The sequence below is a fragment of the Microterricola viridarii genome (assembly GCF_900104895.1).
Taxonomy (GTDB): Bacteria; Actinomycetota; Actinomycetes; order Actinomycetales; family Microbacteriaceae; genus Microterricola; species Microterricola viridarii.
In genome coordinates this window covers 2,174,714-2,194,528 of record NZ_LT629742.1, presented here as the reverse complement: position 1 = coordinate 2,194,528, position 19,815 = coordinate 2,174,714, and the positions used below count along the sequence as shown (strand labels likewise).

At 69.5% G+C, this 19,815-nt stretch carries 21 protein-coding genes; 12 read left to right on the top strand and 9 right to left on the bottom strand.

The annotated features are described in order from the left end of the window. The first annotated feature begins 22 nt into the window (after positions 1 to 22). Together treS and BLT62_RS10040 are read left to right on the top strand one after the other, a co-directional pair. Positions 23 to 1,732 (top strand): maltose alpha-D-glucosyltransferase, encoded by a 1,710-nt coding sequence (treS, locus tag BLT62_RS10045; protein WP_083363931.1) that lies wholly within the window; start codon positions 23 to 25, stop codon positions 1,730 to 1,732. A gap of 27 nt (positions 1,733 to 1,759) precedes the next feature. Then, a complete protein-coding gene (locus BLT62_RS10040) occupies positions 1,760 to 2,452 on the top strand; it encodes an exonuclease domain-containing protein (RefSeq protein ID WP_083363930.1) in 693 nt (230 codons plus the stop codon). Positions 2,453 to 2,528: 76 nt separating this feature from the next. Here BLT62_RS10040 and BLT62_RS10035 read toward each other — a convergent pair whose 3' ends face one another. The 3 genes from BLT62_RS10035 to glgA form a co-directional block, all read right to left on the bottom strand. Then, positions 2,529 to 2,780: a type B 50S ribosomal protein L31 gene (locus tag BLT62_RS10035; protein ID WP_047410596.1), complete on the bottom strand. Its 252-nt coding sequence runs from the start codon at positions 2,778 to 2,780 to the stop codon at positions 2,529 to 2,531. A gap of 127 nt (positions 2,781 to 2,907) precedes the next feature. After that, positions 2,908 to 3,690, bottom strand: coding sequence for an ABC transporter ATP-binding protein (locus BLT62_RS10030; RefSeq protein ID WP_083363929.1), 783 nt, complete (start codon positions 3,688 to 3,690; stop codon positions 2,908 to 2,910). 30 nt (positions 3,691 to 3,720) lie between these two features. After that, on the bottom strand, positions 3,721 to 4,902 hold the full coding sequence (glgA, locus tag BLT62_RS10025) for a glycogen synthase (protein WP_083363928.1): 1,182 nt from the start codon (positions 4,900 to 4,902) through the stop codon (positions 3,721 to 3,723). Between the two features lie 81 nt (positions 4,903 to 4,983). On the opposite strand from glgA, the gene BLT62_RS10020 reads away from it, so the two are divergent. Together BLT62_RS10020 and serB are read left to right on the top strand one after the other, a co-directional pair. Beyond that, positions 4,984 to 6,225, top strand: a complete 1,242-nt coding sequence (locus tag BLT62_RS10020; protein ID WP_083363927.1) for a glucose-1-phosphate adenylyltransferase — start codon at positions 4,984 to 4,986, stop codon at positions 6,223 to 6,225. Beyond that, complete coding sequence (serB, locus tag BLT62_RS10015; RefSeq protein WP_083363926.1) at positions 6,222 to 6,893, top strand: phosphoserine phosphatase SerB; 672 nt, start codon at positions 6,222 to 6,224, stop codon at positions 6,891 to 6,893. The genes BLT62_RS10020 and serB overlap by 4 nt, the downstream gene beginning before the upstream one ends. 26 nt (positions 6,894 to 6,919) lie before the next feature. On the opposite strand, the gene BLT62_RS10010 is transcribed toward serB, so the two are convergent. After that, positions 6,920 to 7,630, bottom strand: coding sequence for a beta-ketoacyl-ACP reductase (locus BLT62_RS10010; protein WP_083363925.1), 711 nt, complete (start codon positions 7,628 to 7,630; stop codon positions 6,920 to 6,922). A gap of 152 nt (positions 7,631 to 7,782) precedes the next feature. On the opposite strand from BLT62_RS10010, the gene BLT62_RS10005 reads away from it, so the two are divergent. The 4 genes from BLT62_RS10005 (at position 7,783) to BLT62_RS09990 (ending at position 11,742) form a co-directional block, all read left to right on the top strand. After that, positions 7,783 to 8,055 (top strand): DUF3099 domain-containing protein, encoded by a 273-nt coding sequence (locus tag BLT62_RS10005; protein WP_083363924.1) that lies wholly within the window; start codon positions 7,783 to 7,785, stop codon positions 8,053 to 8,055. After that, positions 8,048 to 8,287 (top strand): hypothetical protein, encoded by a 240-nt coding sequence (locus BLT62_RS10000; RefSeq protein ID WP_083363923.1) that lies wholly within the window; start codon positions 8,048 to 8,050, stop codon positions 8,285 to 8,287. Before BLT62_RS10005 ends, BLT62_RS10000 begins: the two co-directional genes overlap by 8 nt. After that, the gene (locus tag BLT62_RS09995; RefSeq protein ID WP_083363922.1) at positions 8,284 to 9,129 is read left to right on the top strand and encodes an SURF1 family cytochrome oxidase biogenesis protein; all 846 of its coding nucleotides are present in this window, start codon (positions 8,284 to 8,286) and stop codon (positions 9,127 to 9,129) included. The genes BLT62_RS10000 and BLT62_RS09995 overlap by 4 nt, the downstream gene beginning before the upstream one ends. 90 nt (positions 9,130 to 9,219) lie before the next feature. Next, positions 9,220 to 11,742 (top strand): transglycosylase domain-containing protein, encoded by a 2,523-nt coding sequence (locus BLT62_RS09990; RefSeq protein WP_083363921.1) that lies wholly within the window; start codon positions 9,220 to 9,222, stop codon positions 11,740 to 11,742. A 1-nt stretch (position 11,743) separates the two neighbouring features. On the opposite strand, the gene BLT62_RS09985 is transcribed toward BLT62_RS09990, so the two are convergent. Together BLT62_RS09985 and BLT62_RS09980 are read right to left on the bottom strand one after the other, a co-directional pair. Next, positions 11,744 to 12,286 carry a helix-turn-helix transcriptional regulator gene (locus BLT62_RS09985; RefSeq protein ID WP_083363920.1) on the bottom strand — a complete coding sequence of 181 codons (543 nt, stop codon included), beginning with the start codon at positions 12,284 to 12,286 and terminating at the stop codon, positions 11,744 to 11,746. A 132-nt stretch (positions 12,287 to 12,418) separates the two neighbouring features. Further along, positions 12,419 to 13,072, bottom strand: coding sequence for a nitroreductase family protein (locus tag BLT62_RS09980; protein ID WP_083363919.1), 654 nt, complete (start codon positions 13,070 to 13,072; stop codon positions 12,419 to 12,421). 49 nt (positions 13,073 to 13,121) lie between these two features. Between BLT62_RS09980 and BLT62_RS09975 the strand changes: the two genes are divergently transcribed. After that, positions 13,122 to 13,634: a GNAT family N-acetyltransferase gene (locus BLT62_RS09975; RefSeq protein ID WP_083363918.1), complete on the top strand. Its 513-nt coding sequence runs from the start codon at positions 13,122 to 13,124 to the stop codon at positions 13,632 to 13,634. 10 nt (positions 13,635 to 13,644) lie between these two features. On the opposite strand, the gene BLT62_RS09970 is transcribed toward BLT62_RS09975, so the two are convergent. Further along, positions 13,645 to 15,243, bottom strand: coding sequence for an ABC-F family ATP-binding cassette domain-containing protein (locus BLT62_RS09970; protein WP_083363917.1), 1,599 nt, complete (start codon positions 15,241 to 15,243; stop codon positions 13,645 to 13,647). Between the two features lie 139 nt (positions 15,244 to 15,382). Here BLT62_RS09970 and BLT62_RS09965 point away from each other — a divergent pair, with 139 nt between their 5' ends. Genes BLT62_RS09965 through BLT62_RS09955 form a run of 3 tightly spaced genes read left to right on the top strand, consistent with a single transcriptional unit; the run spans position 15,383 to position 18,194 of the window. Beyond that, complete coding sequence (locus BLT62_RS09965; RefSeq protein ID WP_172829681.1) at positions 15,383 to 16,561, top strand: winged helix DNA-binding domain-containing protein; 1,179 nt, start codon at positions 15,383 to 15,385, stop codon at positions 16,559 to 16,561. 15 nt (positions 16,562 to 16,576) lie between these two features. Continuing rightward, complete coding sequence (locus BLT62_RS09960) at positions 16,577 to 17,605, top strand: FUSC family protein (RefSeq protein ID WP_231919090.1); 1,029 nt, start codon at positions 16,577 to 16,579, stop codon at positions 17,603 to 17,605. After that, positions 17,598 to 18,194, top strand: coding sequence for a TMEM175 family protein (locus tag BLT62_RS09955; protein WP_083363914.1), 597 nt, complete (start codon positions 17,598 to 17,600; stop codon positions 18,192 to 18,194). The genes BLT62_RS09960 and BLT62_RS09955 overlap by 8 nt, the downstream gene beginning before the upstream one ends. On the opposite strand, the gene BLT62_RS09950 is transcribed toward BLT62_RS09955, so the two are convergent. Beyond that, positions 18,175 to 19,131: an endonuclease/exonuclease/phosphatase family protein gene (locus BLT62_RS09950; RefSeq protein WP_083363913.1), complete on the bottom strand. Its 957-nt coding sequence runs from the start codon at positions 19,129 to 19,131 to the stop codon at positions 18,175 to 18,177. The two genes, BLT62_RS09955 and BLT62_RS09950, sit on opposite strands and share 20 nt — an antisense overlap. 104 nt (positions 19,132 to 19,235) lie before the next feature. Then, a complete protein-coding gene (locus tag BLT62_RS09945) occupies positions 19,236 to 19,796 on the bottom strand; it encodes a YceI family protein (RefSeq protein ID WP_083363912.1) in 561 nt (186 codons plus the stop codon). Between the last annotated feature and the right edge of the window lie 19 nt (positions 19,797 to 19,815).

Genomic DNA, 19,815 nt, shown 5'->3' with positions numbered 1-19,815 from the left:
GGCATGCTGCTTAGACTCAGGCATGAGCTTTACTGCGCCGATCCAATTGCCCGGCCTCAGCCTCGACCCGCAGTGGTATCGACGAGCGGTGTTCTATGAGGTGATGGTGCGCTCCTTTGTCGACAGCAACGGCGACGGCACCGGCGACCTGGGCGGCCTGATCTCCAAGCTGGACTACCTGCAGTGGCTCGGCGTTGACGCCCTCTGGGTTCCGCCGATCTTCACCTCCCCGCTGCGCGACGGCGGCTACGACGTCGCCGACTACCGCTCGATCCTGCCCGAGTTCGGCACGCTCGACGAGTTCCGGGAACTCGTCACCAAGGCGCACGAGCGCAACATGCGCGTCGTCATCGACCTGCCGCTGAACCACACCTCCGACCAGCACGAGTGGTTCCAGCAGTCCCGCCAGGACCCAGACGGCCCCTACGGCGACTTCTACGTGTGGAGCGACACCGACGAGAAGTGGCCGGACATCCGCATCATCTTCACCGACACGGAGGACTCCAACTGGGCCTTCGACCCGGTGCGGCGCCAGTTCTTCTTCCACCGCTTCTTCTCGCACCAGCCCGACCTCAACTACGAGAACCCGGCCGTGCACGAGGCCGTGTTCGACGTGGTGCGGTTCTGGCTCGACCTGGGGGTCGACGGATTCCGGCTGGACGCCATCCCGTACCTGTACGAGTCGGACGAGGGCAACGGTGAGGGCGAGCCGCCGACTCACGACTTCATCAAGGCGCTGCGCGCCATGGTCGACAAGAGCTACCCCGGCCGGGTGATGATCGCCGAGGCGAATCAGTGGCCGCGCGAGGTCGCCGCCTTCTTCGGCAGCGAGGAGGAGCCGGAGTGCCACATGGCCTTCGACTTCCCGGTGATGCCGCGCATCTTCTACGCGCTGCGCTCGCAGCGTGCCGACGAGCTCGTCGCCGTGCTCTCGGAGACCACCGACATCCCGCCGGGCGCCGGCTGGGGCGTGTTCCTGCGCAACCACGACGAGCTCACCCTCGAGATGGTCTCGGAGGAGTACCGGCAGGCCATGTACGGCTGGTACGCCTACGACCCGCGGATGCGGGCGAACGTCGGCATCCGGCGCCGCCTGGCCCCCCTGCTCGACAACGCCAGGGCCGAGCTCGAGCTGGCGCACGCCCTGCTGTTCTCCCTGCCCGGCAGCCCGTTCCTCTACTACGGCGACGAGATCGGCATGGGCGACAACATCTGGCTGCCCGACCGGGACAGCTCGCGCACGCCGATGCAGTGGACGCCGGACCGGAACGCCGGCTTCTCGGCCGCCGACCCCGGCAAGCTCTACCTGCCGGTCGTGCAGTCGTTGGTGTTCAACTACGGGCACGTCAATGTGGAGTCGCAGTTGGCGCAGTCGCGCTCGCTGCTGCACTGGGTGCGCAACGTGATCCACGTGCGCAAGGCGCACCTCGTGTTCGGGCTGGGCGACATCGAGGTGTTGCAGACCGACAACGACTCCGTGCTGGCCTTCGTGCGCCGCCACCAGGGCACCGACGCGCACGGCGGTAGCCACTACAACGAGCAGCCGGAGACGGTGCTCTGCGTGTTCAGCTTCGCGCACAACCCGGTCGCGGCGACGATCACGGCGCCGGGCATGGCGGGCAGCCGCCTGTACGACCTGTTCGGCGGCGGGGTGTTCCCGAGCTTCGACGAGAACGGCTCGCTCACCCTGACGATGGGCACGCAGAGCTTCTATTGGCTGCACGCCGGCTAAGTCGGTGCTTGGCCATAGAGTGAGGGCATGAACGCAGTCAACTGGTCCAGCACACTCGCCGTCTTCGACCTGGAGACCACCGGAATCGATGTGGAGACGAGCCGCATCGTCACCGCGAACGTCAGCGTCATCGACGCCGACGGCGCCGTGTTGGAGCGGAGCGACTGGCTCCTGAACCCCGGCGTCGAGATCCCGGCCGGCGCCAGCGCCGTGCACGGCATCAGCACCGCGCGCGCGCAGGCCGACGGGATGCCGGCCGGGGAGGGCGTCGGCCAGATCGTGGAGCGCCTGCGCGCGCTGTTCGAGCGCGGGCTGCCCGTCGTCGCCTACAACGCGCCGTACGACTTCACGATCCTCAACCGGGAGGCGCTGCGCCACGGGCTGGCGGCGCTCGGCTCCCCCGGCCCGATCATCGACCCGCTCGTGATCGACAAGGCCGTGGACCGCTACCGCAAGGGCAAGCGCACCCTGGAGGCCGCCGCGGCGTTCTACGGGGTGCCGCTGGAGGACGCGCACGACGCGGGGGCGGATGCCATCGCCGCCGGCCGCGTGGCCCAGGCCATCGCCCGCGAGCACGGCGCCGGCCTACCGGAGTCCGCGACGGAGATGCACGACAAGCAGGTGGGCTGGGCCGCCGATCAGGCCGCCAGCTTCCAGAAGTACATGCGCGCCAACCGCGACCCCGAGTTCACGGCCGACGGTTCCTGGCCGGAGCGCTAGGCCCGCAGAAACGACGAAGGGCGACCGGCAAAAGTCGGTCGCCCTTCGTGCTGAGCTCTGTTCGAGCAGCGGCTGCTTACGCGCCGAAGCCCTTGAAGCGCTGGTTGAACTTCTCGACGCGGCCGGCCGAGTCCATGATGCGCTGCTTGCCCGTGTAGAACGGGTGCGACTCCGAGGAGATCTCGACGTCGATGACCGGGTAGGTGTTTCCGTCTTCCCACTCGATGGTCTTGGCGCTGCCGACCGTCGAACGGGTCAGGAAGGTTGCACCCGACGCGAGGTCGCGGAAGACGATCGGCGCGTACGTGGGGTGAATTTCAGACTTCATCGAGTTTCCTTGCGTAGAAAGTAATTTGTGTGTTGAGACTAGTGATCGCTCTTGCCGATCACATGCCGATCAGGCGAGAAAGCTGCGGCCCGGGGGCCAGCTATCAAGCTTAGCAGAATTCGGGCCGTTAGACCGCACGAGCGCTGTAGCGCCCGCCCTGCTCGCTCAGCTCGATCTCCAGGCCGAAGGCCTCGGTCAACACTTCGGAGGTGAGTGCCTCGGCCAGAGGGCCGGCGGCGACGACCCGGCCGGCGGCCAGGACGAGTGCGTGGGTGAAACCGAGGGGGATCTCCTCGGCGTGGTGGGTGACCATGACGATGGCCGGGGCGAGCGGCGACTGGGCGTAACCGCCGAGCATCTGCAGCAGCTCCTCGCGGGTGCCGAGGTCGAGGCTGGCGGCCGGCTCGTCGAGCAGCAGCAGTTCGGGGTCGGTCATCACCGAGCGGGCGATCTGCACGCGCTTCTGCTCGCCGTCGCTGAGCGTGCCGAAGAGGCGGTCGGCGAGGTGGTCGAGCTGCCATTCGGCCAGCACGCGCTGCGCGCGGCGCACGTCGAGGTCGTCGTACTCCTCGTTCCAGCGGCCGGTGACGGAGTATGCAGCCGTCAGCACGACGTCCAGCACCCGCTCGTTCTTCGGGATGGTGCGGGCCATCGCGGTGGACGCGAAGCCGATCATGGGGCGCAGCTCGGTGAGGTCCACCTTGCCCAGCTGCTCCTCCAGGACGATGGCCGTGCCGCTGGTCGGGTGCATCATCGCCGCGGCGATGCGCAGCATCGTGGTCTTGCCTGCCCCGTTCGGGCCGAGCACCACCCAGCGTTCGTCGGAGTTCACCGTCCAGTTCACGGAGTCGAGGATGGTGTTGCCGTCGCGAACGACGGAGACGTCTGTGAGCTGAAGAACGCTGGCCATGCTCCTATGTTACCGAGCCGCCGGGGGTGCTCAGAGCAGCGCCGCGTAGATCTCGCGGGTGCGCGCGGCGATCCGGGCCCAATCGAATTCCTTCTCGGCGCGGGCGCGGCCCGCTGCCCCCATCGCGGCGGCGCGCTCCGGGTCGCCCACAACCTCGGTGAGCGTGGCGGCCAAATCGGCCACGAAACGCTCGGGGTCCAGCGGCGTGCCGGTGCCGTCATCCGCCTGCTCGATCGGAACCAGGCGCCCGGTGACGCCGTCTTCGACGACCTCGGGGATGCCGCCGGTTGCGGTGCCGACGACCGGCAGCCCGCAGGCCATGGCCTCCAGGTTGACGATGCCGAGCGGCTCGTAGACGGACGGGCAGACGAACGTGGTGCCGGCGGTGAGCACCGCGGAGAGCTCGTGCTGGCTGAGCAACCGGTCGATCCAGACGACGCCGCTGCGCTCCCGCTGCAGTTCGGCGACGCCGGCGCTGACCTCGGCCATGATCTCGGCCGTGTCGGGTGCGCCGGCGCAGAGCACCAGCTGCACGTCCGGCGGCAGCAGCCGGGCGGCGCGCAGCAGGTAGGGCAGGCCCTTCTGCCGGGTGATCCGGCCGACGAAGACGATCGAGGGGCGGTCGGGATCGATGCCGAGGGCGCGCACCGTGTCGTGGTCGTCGAGCGGCTTCCAGCGCTCCAGGTCGATGCCGTTGTACACGACGTGCACCCGCTGCTCGTCGAGGTCCGGGTAGGAGCGCAGGATGTCGCGGGCCATGCCGCCGCTCACCGCGATGACCGCGTCGGCGGCCTCGAAGGCCGTCTTCTCGACCCAGCTGGAGACCCGGTAGCCGCCGCCGAGCTGCTCGGCCTTCCACGGCCGCAACGGCTCGAGGCTGTGCGCGGTGACCACGTGCGGGATCCCGTGCAGCAGCTTGGCGATGTGCCCGGCCCCGTTGGCGTACCAGGTGTGCGAGTGCACGAGGCTGGCGCCCGCGGCATCCTGGGCCATGGCCAGGTCGACGCCGAGCGTGCCGAGTGCGGGGTTCGCGCCCTCGAGCGTCTCCGGGGTGCGGTAGGCGAACGTACCCGGCGCGTCGCGCTCGGCGCCGAAGCAGCGCACGACGACATCCGTGTCCATTCGCAGGGCCCGGACGAGCTCGGCGACGTGCACGCCGGCGCCTCCGTAGACCTCCGGCGGGTACTCCTTGGTGAGCAGATCGACTCGCATGGGGCAACGCTAGCGCAGCGCATCCCGTCACAGTGCGGAATGACTCTAGGCACCCGGAATGCGCTGCCCTAGGGTGAGAGCATGAAGTCCCCCAAGATCTTCGGAATCGTCCTCGCCGGCGGCGAGGGCAAGCGACTGATGCCCCTGACGGAGGACCGTGCGAAGCCGGCCGTTCCCTTCGGCGGACACTACCGGCTGGTGGACTTCGCCCTGTCGAACCTCATCAACTCCCGCGTCGGCCAGATCGTGGTGTTGACCCAGTACAAGTCCCACAGCCTCGACCGGCACGTCTCGCAGACATGGCACGTCTCCGGGCTGCTCGACACCTACGTCGCGTCGGTCCCGGCCCAGCAGCGCCTCGGCAAGCGCTGGTTCAGCGGGTCTGCCGACGCCATCCTGCAGAGCCTCAACCTGCTCCGCGACGAGAAGCCGGACATCGTGGTGGTCGTCGGCGCCGACCACGTCTACCGCATGGACTTCAGCCAGATGATCGAGGCGCACATCGCGTCGGGGGCGAAGGCAACCGTTGCCGCCATCCGCCAGCCGATCGAGATGGCCGACCAGTTCGGCGTCATCGAGCTCTCCGAGGAGTCGCCGGAGATGATCCAGGCGTTCCTCGAGAAGCCGCGCAACCCGGTCGGTCTGGCCGACTCGCCGCACGAGGTGCTCGCGTCGATGGGCAACTACGTGTTCGACGCCGACGCCCTGATCGACGCGGTGCTGCGGGACGGGGAGCGCACCGACTCCGGGCACGACATGGGCGGCGACATCATCCCCGACTTCGTGGCGCGCGGAGAGGCCGGCGTCTACGACCTGCGCCGCAACGACGTGCCGGGCTCGACCGACCGCGACCGCTACTACTGGCGCGACGTCGGGACCATCGACTCCTTCTTCGACGCCCACCAGGACCTGATCTCTGCGCTGCCGGTGTTCAACCTCTACAACGAGGAGTGGCCGATCTTCACCCAGCAGCGCAACTCGCCGCCGGCGAAGTTCGTCCGTGACGCGCACGGCTTCCTCGGCACCATGATCGACTCGATCGTCTCGCTCGGCTCGCTGATCTCGGGCGCGCACGTCGAGCGCAGTGTGCTCGGGCCGTGGGTGCACGTGAACTCGGGCGCGCAGGTGATCGACTCGATCCTGTTCGAGCGGGTGCGCGTCGAGGCCGGGGCGCGGGTGCACCGCTCCGTGCTCGACAAGAACGTGGTCGTCGAGCGGGGCGCCGTGGTCGGTGTCGACCTCGACCACGACCGGGCCAGGGGCTTCAGCGTCACCGAGTCGGGAATCACCGTCGTCGGCAAGGGTGTTACAGTCACCGCATGACCTCCCCCCGCATGTCCGATGTTTCGTCGCGCCCCCGTTTCCTCGTCGTCCTCGATGCCGACTCCACCCTGATCCAGGACGAGGTCATCGAATTGCTGGCGGATGCCGCGGGCTCGCGCGCCCTCGTCGCCGAGGTGACAGAGCAGGCGATGCGCGGCGAGCTCGACTTCGCCGAGAGCCTGCGCGCCCGGGTGGCGACCCTGGCCGGGCTGCCCGAGACGGTCTTCGCCGAGGTCGGCGCGCTGATCCGCCCCACGCCGGGCGTGCACGAGCTCATCGCCGGCGTGCATGCGGCCGGTGGGCTGTTCGGCGTCGTCTCCGGAGGCTTCCACGAGCTGCTCGACCCGATCGGGGCGTCTTTCGGCCTGGACTTTTGGAAGGCGAACCGTCTGGAGGTCGTTGAGGGCCGTCTCAGCGGTCAGGTCTCCGGGCCGATCGTCGACGCCGAGGCGAAGGCGCAGGCGCTGCGCGAGTGGGCGGCGGATGCCGGCATCCCGCTCAGCCGCACCATCGCCGTCGGCGACGGCGCCAACGACCTTGCCATGATGGCGGTGGCCGGCCTCGCCGTCGCGTTCAACGCCAAGCCGCGCGTGCGCGCGGAGGCCGACGTCGCGATCGACGTCGTCGACCTCTCGCAGGTGCTGCCGCTGCTGGGCCTGCGCGGCTAGCCGGGCGGGCCCAGCAGCGCGGCGCCCTAGTGCCCCATGCCGAGGCCACCGTCGACCGGGATGACCGCTCCGGAGATGTACGCGGCCTCGTCGCTGCCGACCCAGGCCACGACCTTGGCGACCTCGGTCGGCGTGGCGAAGCGCCCGGCCGGGATGTTCTTCTTGTACTCGGCCTGCTGCGCCTCGGGCAGCGCCGCGGTCATGTCGGTCTCGATGAAGCCGGGGGCGACGACGTTGGCGGTGATGCCGCGGGCACCGAGCTCCCGGGTGATCGAGCGGGCCATGCCGACGAGGGCGGCCTTGGACGCCGAGTAGTTGACCTGACCGGGGCCGCCGTACAGGCCGACGACGCTGGAGATCAGCACGATGCGGCCGTAGCGGGCCTTCAGCATGCCCTTGGACGCACGCTTGACGACGCGGAACGCGCCGGTCAGGTTGGTGTCGATGACGTCGGCGAAGTCGTCCTCGCTCATCCGCATGAGCAGGCCGTCGCGGGTGATGCCGGCGTTGGCGACGAGCACCTCGACCGGGCCGAGCTCGGCCTCGATGGCGGTGAACGCCGCGTCGATGGATGCGGCATCCGTCACATCGGCCTGCACGGTGAGCGAGCCGACCGGGCCCTGCCCGGAGCGCGCGGTGACGGCGACGCGGTGGCCCTGGGCCAGGAACTCCTCGGCGATGGCGAAGCCGATGCCTCGGTTTCCTCCGGTGACGAGTACGGTGCGAGGCGTGGTCATGGCATGGTCCAATCGGGCAGTGCGAAAGCGCGGGGCGAACAGGCAAATCTGACCCAGTTTAGAGCGTCCTCTGTTGCCTCCCGGGCGCGTAGGCTGGATGTACCGCCATCCAGGAGGATGGCGCGACCCCGCAGCACCGACTCCCCACGGATATGAAGCAGCCATCCATCACGTCACTCCCCCTCTCGCCGGAGGTGGAACGCCGCAACCGCATGATCAAATACACCGTTGCGATGTCGATCCGCGTGCTCTGCATCCTGTCGATGCTGTTCCTGCGCGGCTGGTGGCTGCTGATCCCGGCGATCGGTGCGGTCACGCTGCCCTACTTCGCCGTGGTGCTCGCGAATGTGCCGTCGAAGCGGAGGTCATCGACCATGATGCGCCCCGGGGCGATCGAGAGGGCCTGGAACCACAAGCATGATTGACCTGTTGGGCGGCGCCCTGCCGCGCGAGGCCTGCTCCCGGGCCGGCTGCACCGCAGACGCCAGCTGGCGCATCGACTGGCGGAACCCCCGCATCCACACCGGCGACCGTTTCAAGACCTGGCTCGCCTGTGACGAGCACGTGGACTACCTGCGCGACTTCCTCGCCGCCCGTGAGTTCCCACTCACCGTCAAGCCCGTCGACTCGCTCCAGCCCGGCGAGGCGGCCTCGTGAGCGGCTGGAGCTTCCTGCTCAGCAAACGCTGGGCCGGCTACCTGGCCCTCACCATCGTGTTCGCGATCGTCTGCGTGTTCCTCGGCAACTGGCAGCTGGCCCGCCGCGCGGAGGCACGGGCCGAGATCGAGCGGGTCGACACGAACTGGGAGGCGGAGCCCGTTCCGCTGGCCGAGGCCCTGCCCACCCTCGACGCCTTCGACGAGTCGCAGAAGTGGCTGCCCGTCGTCATGGAGGGCCGCTACCTCCATGAGGACGAGCTGCTCGTGCGCACTCGGCCTCGGGCAGGCATGCCCGGCTTCGAGGTGCTCACCCCGCTGCAGCTGGCGGACGGCACCGTCTTCATCGTGGACCGCGGCTGGCTGCCGACCGGCTCCGCGCAGGATGCACCGGATGTCGTGCCGGCCGCGCCGGACGGCCACGTCACCGTCGTGGCCAGGCTGAAGGCCGGCGAACCGTCGCTGGCCGGCCGCAGCTCCAGCGGCAACCAGATCTCCACCGTCCAGCTGACCGAGATCTCGGAGCGCCTCGGCACCGACAACTACACGGGCGCGTACGGGCTGATGATCTCGGAGACCCCGGCGCCAACCGGTGAGCGCCCGCTCGCCGTCGTCAAACCGCCGCGCGATGAGGGCCCGCACCTGTCCTACGCCTTCCAGTGGTACGTGTTCGCCGTGATGGCCTTCATCGGCCTCGCGTGGGCGGCCCGACAGGAGTTCCGCACCGTGAACATCGACGACCCGGAGGAGCGCAAGCGCGCCGCCGAGCGCAAGCGCAGGCAACAGCTCAAGCCGCCGAGCGATTCTGACGTCGAGGACGGCATCCTCGACCAGGCCCGCTAGCTGGGAGAACACCCGGACGGACTGTGCCGAAAGTCACATTTCGCGCCTGTCTGGCCGTTTGGAGTCGGCCGCGCCCATAGCCTCTCCCCTATGGCAGATGACGACCGGACGTTCTTGGGGGCAACGGGTGGGCTGATCGGCTTCGTCGCGGTGAGCGCGATCGCCGCGGTGCTCATCGCCGCCGCGATGACGCCGGCGGTCGCCATCGCCGGCCTGGCCGCGAACTCCACGATCGACGTCTTCGAGGCCATCCCCGACTCCCTGAGCATCGGCGAGCTGGCCGAGGGCTCCAACATCTACGCGACGAACGCCGACGGCTCGTATCACAAGCTGGCGACCTTCTACGAGCAGAACCGCGAGGAAGCCGGCTGGGAGGACATCTCCCAGTTCGTCAAGGACGCGGCCGTGGCCGTCGAGGACCCCCGATTCTGGGAACACGGCGGCGTCGACCTGCAGGGCACCGTGCGCGCGGTCGCCCTCACGCTGATGGACGACGACAACATGCAGGGTGGATCCTCCCTCACCCAGCAGTACGTCAAGAACGTGCTCGTGCAGAACGCCGTGATGGCAGCATCCACCCCCGAGGAGCAGGAGGCGGCCGTCGCGGCGGCGATCGAGACGACCCCGTATCGCAAGCTGAAAGAGATGCGGATGGCGATCGCCCTCGAGAAGCGGTACTCGAAGGCCGAGATCCTGCGCGGGTATCTCAACATCGCCCACTTCGGCGGCACCGTCTACGGCATCGAGGCGGCGAGCAAGTACTTCTTCGGCGGCGTCAGTGCGATGGACCTGACGCTCGAGCAGGCCGCCAGCCTGATCGCCATCGTGAACAACCCGGAGAAGTTCCGGCTCGACCGGCCGGAGAGCGAGAAGAACGGCGAGGCCAACGGCTACGCCGCGAACACACTGCGCCGGGACCACATCCTGGGCAAGATGCTCGAGCACGGGAAGATCACTGCCGCGCAGTTCGACACCGCGGTCGCAACGGCCGTCTCCCCCGTCGTCACCTCGCCGAACACCGGATGCCAGGCGGCCGGCGGATCCGGCTTCTTCTGCGACTACGTGTACTGGACGATCCGCAACGACGACGCCTTCGGAGCCACCCCGGACGAGCGCATCGAGAAGCTCCGCCGTGGCGGACTGGAGATCTACACCACGCTGGACCTACCGCTGCAGGTGACCGCGGAGGCCGCGCTGAACGAGAATGTCCCCAGCGTCGATCCCCGCTTCGACGTCGGCGCCACCGCCGTGACCGTGCAGCCGAACACCGGTCGAGTGCTGTCCATGGTGCAGAACAAGACCTTCAGCAACGACCCGGAGGTGCTCGAGGCCAACGGCCCCGGCTGGACCTCGGTCAACTACAACACCGACATCGACTACGGGGGCTCCAGCGGCTTCCAGCCGGGCTCGACCTACAAGGTGTTCACCCTGGCCGAATGGCTGAACGCCGGCCACTCGCTGCGGGAGAACTTCGATGGCCGCAAACGGAGCTTCTCCCGGTGGATCAACAGCTGCACCGGTAACTTCACCGCGGCGTTCAACCCGCGCAACGATGACGGGCGCATCGCCAGCGATGCGGTGAACGCGACGAAGTGGTCGGTGAACACGAGCTACATGGCGATGGCGTCGCAACTGGACCTGTGCAAGCTCCAGCAGACCATCGAGGCCTTCGACATCCACCGAGCCGATGGCGACCCGCTCCAGATGAACCCCTCCGACGTGCTCGGCACCCAGGAGGTCGCGCCCATCACCATGGCCGCGGCCTTCGCCGGAATCGCCAACGGCGGCCTCACCTGCTCACCGATCGTGATCGATCGCATCCTGGACCGATCCGGCGCGGAACTTGAGCCGCCGAAGTCCACCTGCCGGCAGTCTGTGGAACCCTCCGTTGCCGCGGCGATGGCTTACGCCATGCGCCAGACGTTCTCCGGCGATGGGACGGCCGTCGCCTCGAACACGGGGTCCGGCGTCCCGCACATCGGCAAAACAGGCACCACCGACGACGCGAAGGACACCTGGATGATCGGGTCGAGCACCACCGCGGCAACGGCCGTGTGGGTGGGCAACGTCATCTACGACGCGAACCTGCGGGATCTCTCCTTCGAAAGCGGCGCTGCGGCGACGGCACGCCACCGGATCTGGCCGCGCATCATGGCGTACGCGGATGCCCGATGGGGTGGGGCAGCGTTCGCCGAACCAGACCCCTCGGCCTTCCGCGTCATCCAGGCGGACATCCCTGATGTGCGCGGCAAGACGCTCGAGGAGGCCCGCGGAATCCTCGAGGGAGCCGGATTCGGATTCGACGATGCCGGTCCGCAGGACTCCGAGCTGCCGGCCGGCCAGGTGTCGTCGACCAACCCGACAGGCACGGCGCCCAAGGGTTCCGTGGTGTCCGTGCACACAAGCAACGGCGCCCTGGTGCTGCTGCCGGGCGTCATCGGCCTGAGCGAGCAGGCCGCCCGTGCGGCGCTGGCCGGGTTCGCCGTGCAGGTCCGGGTGGTGGCGGTCACCGACAAGGCCCTGGATGGGAAGGTGACGGAGAGCAATCCCGCCCCCGGCACGCCCATCAGGCCGGGTGCCGCCGTCGAGATCACGGTGGGCAGGAGCGGCTAGCTCAGGCGGTGGCCGCCCGGAGCTGGCCCAGACTGCGTGCACGGTTGATCGCCTCGATGCGCGAGCGCGCGCCCAGAGCGAGGAATGCGTCGGACAGGTGGCGTTTCACCGTGCCGACGGTGATGTGCAGGGTGGCCGCGATCTGCGCATTCGACATCCCGTTCGCGGCCAGGGAGAGCGTCTCACTCTGCCTCGACGTGAGCAGCGGGCGCACGGGCCGAATCTCGGCGACCGAGGCCGCCAACAGCGTTGAGACCGCGCCGAGCAGAGCGGAAGGGTCGGCATCGTGGTCGAGCACGGCGCCCCGCCGCAAACGCAGGACCATGCGGGCGGCGTCGGTGCGACCGACGGCGTTGAAGCCGAGCACGGCGAGCCCCGGGCCGGCCTCCAGCAGAATCGCGTGCAGGTCATCCGCCGGCACGTCACCGTCCAGGTCGATCAGGAGCAGCGTGGGCCGGTCGCCCGCGCTGAGCCGGCGGGCCTCCCTGATGTCCTCCGCCTGGGACACCCGCAGCACCAGTGTGCCGGTCGAGAGCACAGACACCACTCCCAGCCTGAGCAGCGCCCGCGGCGACACGACCAGCGCGCACACGTCTGCCCTGTTTCCCCCCGGAACCCCCACTGCCGCACTCCCCCTTGAACGCCCGGCTGCGCCTCAGCGAAGCGCCAGCCGTGTTCAGGAATATATCTTCCCGTCCGGGTGAAGGCCAGTCCCCCGTCTGCGCCAGCCTCCCCGGTGTACGACGTCGTCGACGTGTTTGCGCGCCCGCCGGGTGGGCGAGCCGCCCGGCGCTCTGTGCGGATCGGGGTGGCCGATGGTGATGGCCCCGACCGGCGCGTATTCCCCCGGGATGCCGAACTCTGCCCGGAACGCCGGCACCTGCTCGCGCGGGATGCCGAAGAAGCAGCCGCCGAGCCCCTCGTCGACGGCGGTCTGCAGCACGAGCAACGAGGCCATGCCGGCGTCGACGTGCCAGTAGGGCACGCCCCAGCGCGGCTCCTCGGCATCCGACCAGCCCTTGTCTGGCTCGGCGTAGCGGCGCACGTACTGCTCCTTGGACGAGAGCGGCACGATCACGACGGGGGCGCTGCGCATCCCCGTCAGCCAGCGGCTGCTGCCGGCGGCCGGGCCCCCGGGCGATGTCGAGCCCCAGAACCGGTCCAGGTCCGCGGGGGTGTCGAGCACCAGGAAGGCCCAGCCCTGCGTGAAGCCGGCGTTCGGGGCCCGCACGGCGTTCCGCAGCATCCGGTCGATGGCGGCCGCGTCGACCGGGTCGGCCGTGTACGAGCGCACCATGCGGCGGCCGGTGACGATGTCTTGGAAATCCATGACTCCATGATCGCCGATCGCGGCGGGCACGCGGTGCGAGGATGGGGGCATGCTGAACGATCTGCTGCTGCCCACCGCCCTCGAGACCCGCACCGGGCCGCACACACTCCGCCGTGCGGACGTGGCCGACCTCGATGCGTTGATGGCGCTGCTCTCCGACGACCCGATCAGCAGCGCGCGCGGCGACGTCGCAGAAGACGGCGACCGCGACGCTTACCGCGCCGCGCTCGACGAGATCATCGCCGACCCCGCGAACGAGCTCCTGGTCGTGGCGGATGCCGCGGGCAGCGTCGTCGCGACGATGCAGCTCACGCGCATCCCCGGCATGGCGCGCCGCGGCTCCACCCGGCTGCTGGTCGAGGCCGTGCGGGTCGGCAGCGCGCTGCGCTCGGCCGGGATCGGCGGGGCCATGATGCGCTGGGTCACGGATGACGCCGCGCCAGCGCTCGGCTCCAGCCTCGTCCAGCTCACCTCGGACGAGGCTCGCGTCGATGCCCACCGCTTCTACGAGCGGCTGGGCTTCGTCGGCTCACACCGGGGGTTCAAGTACCAGGTGGGCTAGACCCGCTCGCCTAGGCGAGTGCGATCAGGTCCGCGTAGTCCTTGTTCCAGTGGTCCTCGACGCCGTCGGGCAGGATCAGCACGCGCTCCGGGTTCAGCGCCTCGACGGCGCCCGGGTCGTGGCTGACCAGGACGACGGCGCCCTCGAAGTGCGCCAGCGCGTCGAGGATCTCGAGGCGGCTGGCGGGGTCCAGGTTGTTCGTGGGCTCATCGAGCAGCAGCACGTTGGCGCCGGAGACGACGATCATGGCCAGGGCCAGACGCGTCTTCTCGCCGCCGGAGAGCACGCCGGCCTTCTTGTGCCCGTCGTCGCCGGTGAACAGGAACGAGCCGAGCACCTTGCGGGCCTCGGTCTCGGTGATGTTCGGCGAGGAGGAGACCATGTTCTCGAGCACGGTGCGGTTGACGTCGATCGTCTCGTGCTCCTGCGCGAAGTAGCCGATGCGCAGGCCATGGCCGGGCTGGATCGAGCCGGTGTCCGGCTGGTCGGCTCCGCCGAGGATGCGCAGCAGCGTCGTCTTTCCGGCACCGTTCAGCCCGATGATGACGACCTTGGAGCCGCGGTCGATGGCCAGGTCGACGGCCGTGAAGATCTCCAGCGAGCCGTAGCTCTTGCTGAGGTTCTCGGCCATGAGCGGCGTCTTGCCGCAGGCGGCCGGGGTCGGGAAGCGGAGCTTCGCGACCCGGTCGGCGACGCGCACCTCGTCGAGCCCGGCGAGCAGTTTCTCGGCACGGGCCACCATCTGGTGGGCGGCGGCGGCCTTGGAGGCCTTGGCACCGAAGCGGGCGGCCTGCATCTGCAGCACGCCGGCCTTCTTCTCGGCGTTGGAGCGCTCCTTCTTGCGGCGCTCCTCGTCGGCGGCGCGCTGGCGCTGGTAGTTCTTCCAGTTCATGTTGTAGGTGTCGATGACCATCCGGTTCGCGTCCAGGTAGAACACCCGGTTGACGGTCTCGCCGACGAGCTCGATGTCGTGAGTGATCACGATGAAGCCGCCCTTGTAGTTCTTCAGGAAGTCGCGCAGCCAGACGACGGAGTCGGCGTCGAGGTGGTTCGTCGGCTCATCGAGGATCATGGTGCCGGCATCCGAGAACAGGATGCGGGCCAGCTCGATGCGGCGGCGCTGACCACCGGAGAGGGTCTTCAGCGGCTGCTCGAGGATACGGTCCGGCAGGTTGAGGTTGCTCGCGATGGAGGCGGCCTCTGCCTCGGCCGCATAGCCGCCGAGCGCCTGGAAGCGGTCGGTCAGGTTGCCGTACTTCTTCATGCCGGCGGCGGCGACGGCCTCGTCGCTGCTGCCCATGTCGATCGTCGCCTTCTGCATCTCGAGCACGATGGTGCCGAGGCCGCGGGCGTCGAGGATCCGGGTGCGCGCCAGCATCTCCGGGTCGCCGGAGCGCGGGTCCTGCGGCAGGTAGCCGATCTCACCGGTGCGCTCGATGGTGCCGCCGGTGGGCAGCGTCTCGCCCGCGAGGGTCTTGGTCAGCGTGGTCTTGCCCGCTCCGTTGCGGCCGACGAGGCCGATCTTGTCACCGGCGGATACGCGAAAGTTCACGTTCTCCATGAGCACGCGCGCTCCGACGCGAATCTCGAGGTCTTGAACGTTCAGCACGGCGCATCCGTTTCGATTGGGGACAGGTGGTGTCCGGGAGGGGTGGGGGTGGTTGCGCACGGTCATCCGAAATGAGGCGCAACGCACCATTCTACCGAAGCTCACCCTGCACAAGTGCCCGATGCAGAATACTGGGGCCATGGCGAGGGATTCCGCACACCGCGAGATCGCCCTGCTGCGCGCCAGGGCGCAGGGATTGTTCCCCGCGGATGCCGCGGCGCCCGGCCCGGTCGTCGGCGCGCTGCTGGCACTCCAGGCGCAGGATCTGGCCGCCGCCACCTGGGCGGTGGGCGCCCGCAGCCCGGGCACGACGCTCGCCGGGGTGCGCGCCGCGATCGACGCGGGCGAGATCGTGCGCTCGTGGCCGATGCGCGGAACACTGCACTTCGTTCCCGGCGAGGACCTCGGCTGGATGCAGCGGCTGACCACCGCGCGCCTGCTGCAGCAGGCCCGGCTGACCCACGAGCGGCAGGGTCTCACGGAGCCGGTGTACGAGCAGGCGCGGCAGGTCGCCGTCGCGGCGCTCTCCGGCGGCCGCAGCCTCGGCCGCGACGCGTTCCAGGCGCTGCTGGAGCAGAACGGCATCGACACGGCCGCCAACCGCGGCTACCACCTGATCTGGCACCTCGCCCAGACCGGCACGCTCTGCTGGGGCCCGACCGCCGGCAACGCCCAGGAGCTGGTGCTGCTGGACGAGTGGGTGCCGCACCCGCGGCGCCTAGAGCACGAGGAGGCGCTCGGCGAGTTCCTGCTGCGCTACATCCGCGGTCACGGCCCGGCGACGCTGGCCGACTTCGTGTGGTGGAGCAAGCTGACCGTCGCCGAGGCGAAGCGCGGGCTCCAGGTCGCGCGGCCGCAGCTCGCGGAGCGGCGGATCGGCGACGCCAGCTATTGGGTGGCGGCCGAGCTGGACGGCGTCGCGCCGGATGCCGCGCAGAGGCGCCGCTTCGCGTCATCCGCCTGGCTGCTGCCCGCCTTCGACGAGTACTTCCTCGGCTACCGCGACCGCGAGGCCTCGGCCGCGCCCGAGCACCACGAGCGCATCGTGCCGGGGCGCAACGGCGTGTTCCAGCCGATCGCGGTCGCCGGCGGGCGGGTGGTCGGCACGTGGCGGCGGCGCATGCTCGGCACGGCCGCGGCCGGGCAACGCCTCGGCATCGACGTCGTCCCGTTCGAGGCGGTGAGCGCGGCGCAGGCGGCGGGACTCCGCCGGGCCGGGGAGCGTTACGCCCGCTTCCGCGAGCTGCGTCTCGGCGAATTCAACCTCGGCGATTTCAACCCCGGCGAACTCCGCGTCGGCGACACGGCGGCGCAGTAGCCTGAGGGGGTGCGCATGACCTCTCGCATCCAGTCCTCCAGCCGGGTGCCGCTCCTGCAGGTGACGAAGGTGGCCTTCGCCTCCGTCCTGGCGTGGATCGTCGCCCAGCTGCTGTTGCCGACCGAGCTGCCGATCTTCGCCGCCATCGCGGCGCTGCTGGTGGTTCAGCCGAGCGTGAACCAGACGCTCGGGCGGGCCATCGAGCGCACCGTCGGCGTGATCGCCGGCGTGATCGTCGCGACGGTGATCGCCCAGCTGTTCGGCAGTGCAGAGTGGATCATCCTGATCACCATCGTCGTCGCCATCTTCATCGGCTGGGCGCTGCGGCTCACGCCGGCATCCGCGAACCAGATCCCGATCACCGCGATGCTGGTGCTGGCGCTCGGCACCACCACGCCCGGCTATGCGGTCGAGCGCAGCATCGAGACGCTGATCGGCGCCGTCATCGGCTTCATCGTGACGATCAGCATCGCCCCGCCGGTGCTGCTCGCCCCCGCCCAGGAGAGCGTGGCGGCGCTGGGCAACGAGCTGGCCGCCACGATCGACCGGCTCGCGGACGCCCTCGAGGCGCCGATGCGCCCCGCCCAGCTGGAGGAGCTGCTGCTGAACGCCCGGCTGCTCCGGCCGATGCAGGCGAAGGCCAACGAGGCGGTGAAGGAGGGGCGGGAGAGCCTCGCGTTCAACCCGCGCCGTTCGCGCCTCGGCGGCGCAGTGGAGGCGGAGGCCGCCCTGCTGGCGCGCCTGTCCCCCCTGGTGAACCGGGTGATCGGCATGACGCGGGCGCTGCGCGACCATTATGACGACAGCCTGTCGGAGGAGCCGACCGTGCACGCCATCGCGGCCGAGCTGAAGCGGGCGGCGCACGACCTGCGGCTGCTGATCGAGCCAGATGCCGCCGTGCCCGGCGAGGCCGAGGTGCAGCCGGAGCAGCCGGCGCTCACCGCTCCCCTGGTGATCGCCACCCCGCATCCGGAGCATTGGATCCTGATCGGGTCGCTGATGGAGGACCTGCGCCGGGTCCGGGAGGAGATCGTCGGTGACTGACGAGGAACGCACGCTCTCCCCCCGCCGCCTCGAGGCCTTCTCCGACGGCGTGTTCGCGATCGCGGCCACCCTGCTGGTGCTCGACCTCTCGGTCGAGAATCTCGGCGCGATCACCAGCAACGACCAGCTCTGGCGCGCGCTCGGCTCGATCTCGGAGAGCCTGCTGAGCTTCGTGATCAGCTTCCTGCTGCTCTGCATGCTCTGGATGGTGCACGCGCGCCAGTTCGAGCACGTCGTGCGCGTCGACAACACGGTGCTCTGGCTGAACTGCCTGCGCCTGCTCGGGGTCGTGCTCATCCCGTTCACGACGTCGCTGAACGCCGACTTCAGCGGTCTGCTGCTCGGCCGCCTGGTGCTGCCGCTGAACTTCCTCTTCGTGCTCGTCCTTGGCTGGGCGCTCTGGGGTTACGTCTCCAAGCGCTCCCGCGGCCTGCTCGATCAGATGTCGGATGCCGCGGTGCGCAGCAGTGGCCGGCGCGCGCTCGGCGCGGTCATCGCCGGCCTGGTCGTCGTGCTGCTCGCGCCGTTCATCGGCTCCTGGGCGTTCCTCGCCTTCGCGGTGAGCCCGCTCACATCCCGAAGGTCGTGAGCACCGCCAGGTGGTCGCTGTTGCCAGCCGGCAGCACGGAGCTCTCCAGCGGGGTCAGCCCGGCGTGGAAGATGTGGTCGATCCGGGCGAGGGGCATGGTGCTCGGCCAGGTGAACCCGAGCGATGCCGTGGAGCGGTTCGACTCGCTCACCGAGCGCTGCAGGGCGCGCAGCGCCGGGTCGGTGAGTGTCGCGTTGAAGTCGCCGACGACGAGCACGCGCTCGTTCTCGTCCTGGGCGACGACCTCGGCCAGGTTGGCGAGCATGTCGTCGCGGTCGCTCTGCGCTCCGGGGCGGAGCGAGGCGGCGTGCACGACATAGACGCTCACCAGGCCGCTCGGCGTGTCGAGGTCGGCGGCCAGGGCCCGGTTCCAGCCGAGGCCGAGATCCAGCGGCTGCTCGTTGACGATGGGGTACTGGCTCCACAGGCCGACCGTCCCGACGCGGTACGAGTACGGGTACGCGTCATCGATCGCCTCCGCGACCTCGGCGCGTGCCACACCGTCCAGCTCCTCCAGGGCGATCACGTCGGCGCCCTGTTCGGCGAGCATCAACGCCGACTCCGCGGCGCCGCCGGAGCCGGCCTCGACGTTCTGGCTGGCCACTGTCAGCGTGCTCTCTGCGGCGTCCGCCGCCGAACCCGTCTGCAGCGGCACGAAGAGCGGACCGACAACGAGCAGCCAGGCGATGAGCGGCACCAGCGTGACGATCCAGACCCGCCGGCGCGTGGCCAGGGCGGCCCAGAGCAGCACCGGGACGAGGAGGCCCAGCCACGGCAGCACCGTGGCCACGCCGGTCCCGACCACCCCGGGGATGGCGGGGTGCAGCACGAGGGCTGCCGTCAGTGCGAGCGCGGCGACGGCGACGATCCTGGCCGTGGCGCGTCGTGCCGATGACTTCGCTCTGCCCGGCTGGGGTGCGCGGCGGGGGTCTGTCATGCATTCAACCCTGACCGACGGCTCATGTGAGACTCCTGAGCGCCGGGCACAACGACGAAGCGCCCCGGCGGATGCCGGGGCGCTTGATCGGAGCGGAGACGCGATTACTGCTGGAGCGCAGCCTGCAGCTCGAGCGAGATCGTGACGGTGTCGCCGAGCAGCATGCCGCCGGTCTCGAGGGCCGCGTTGTAGGTGAGGCCGAAGTCCTCGCGGTTGACGGTGGTCTTCGCGGTGGCGCCGCCCTTGTAGTTGCCGTAGGGGTCGCCGCCGAAGCCGCCGAACTCGAACTCGAAGGTGACCGGCTTGGTGACGCCCTTCATGGTGAGGTTGCCGTCGACGAGGAACTCGCCCTTGACGACGCGGACGCCGGTGGAGACGAAGTCGATGGTCGGGTAGGTCTCGGCCTCGAAGAAGTCGCCGGTGCGCAGGTGACCGTCGCGGTTCGGCTCGTTGGTGTTGACGGAGGCGACCTCGGCGGATGCCGTGACGCTGGACTCGAGCGGGTTCTCGGCGGTGACGAAGGTGGCGGTGAAGCGCTCGAACTTGCCCTTGACCTTGCTGATCATGAGGTGACGAATGCTGAACCCGACCTCGCTGTGCGTGGGGTCGATGGTCCAGGTACCTGCGCGGTAGCCGGGGATGGTGGTTTCGAGCGTTGCAGTCATGGAGCTACTTTCTAGAGAG

Excerpts from the sequence above, each read along its gene's own strand:
- treS (WP_083363931.1), top strand. The coding sequence starts at position 23 with ATGAGCTTTACTGCGCCGATCCAATTGCCCGGCCTCAGCCTCGACCCG.
- BLT62_RS10040 (WP_083363930.1), top strand. The coding sequence starts at position 1,760 with ATGAACGCAGTCAACTGGTCCAGCACACTCGCCGTCTTCGACCTGGAG.
- BLT62_RS10035 (WP_047410596.1), bottom strand. The coding sequence starts at position 2,780 with ATGAAGTCTGAAATTCACCCCACGTACGCGCCGATCGTCTTCCGCGAC.
- BLT62_RS10030 (WP_083363929.1), bottom strand. The coding sequence starts at position 3,690 with ATGGCCAGCGTTCTTCAGCTCACAGACGTCTCCGTCGTTCGCGACGGC.
- glgA (WP_083363928.1), bottom strand. The coding sequence starts at position 4,902 with ATGCGAGTCGATCTGCTCACCAAGGAGTACCCGCCGGAGGTCTACGGA.
- BLT62_RS10020 (WP_083363927.1), top strand. The coding sequence starts at position 4,984 with ATGAAGTCCCCCAAGATCTTCGGAATCGTCCTCGCCGGCGGCGAGGGC.
- serB (WP_083363926.1), top strand. The coding sequence starts at position 6,222 with ATGACCTCCCCCCGCATGTCCGATGTTTCGTCGCGCCCCCGTTTCCTC.
- BLT62_RS10010 (WP_083363925.1), bottom strand. The coding sequence starts at position 7,630 with ATGACCACGCCTCGCACCGTACTCGTCACCGGAGGAAACCGAGGCATC.
- BLT62_RS10005 (WP_083363924.1), top strand. The coding sequence starts at position 7,783 with ATGAAGCAGCCATCCATCACGTCACTCCCCCTCTCGCCGGAGGTGGAA.
- BLT62_RS10000 (WP_083363923.1), top strand. The coding sequence starts at position 8,048 with ATGATTGACCTGTTGGGCGGCGCCCTGCCGCGCGAGGCCTGCTCCCGG.
- BLT62_RS09990 (WP_083363921.1), top strand. The coding sequence starts at position 9,220 with ATGGCAGATGACGACCGGACGTTCTTGGGGGCAACGGGTGGGCTGATC.
- BLT62_RS09980 (WP_083363919.1), bottom strand. The coding sequence starts at position 13,072 with ATGGATTTCCAAGACATCGTCACCGGCCGCCGCATGGTGCGCTCGTAC.
- BLT62_RS09975 (WP_083363918.1), top strand. The coding sequence starts at position 13,122 with ATGCTGAACGATCTGCTGCTGCCCACCGCCCTCGAGACCCGCACCGGG.
- BLT62_RS09965 (WP_172829681.1), top strand. The coding sequence starts at position 15,383 with ATGGCGAGGGATTCCGCACACCGCGAGATCGCCCTGCTGCGCGCCAGG.
- BLT62_RS09960 (WP_231919090.1), top strand. The coding sequence starts at position 16,577 with ATGACCTCTCGCATCCAGTCCTCCAGCCGGGTGCCGCTCCTGCAGGTG.
- BLT62_RS09950 (WP_083363913.1), bottom strand. The coding sequence starts at position 19,131 with ATGACAGACCCCCGCCGCGCACCCCAGCCGGGCAGAGCGAAGTCATCG.
- BLT62_RS09945 (WP_083363912.1), bottom strand. The coding sequence starts at position 19,796 with ATGACTGCAACGCTCGAAACCACCATCCCCGGCTACCGCGCAGGTACC.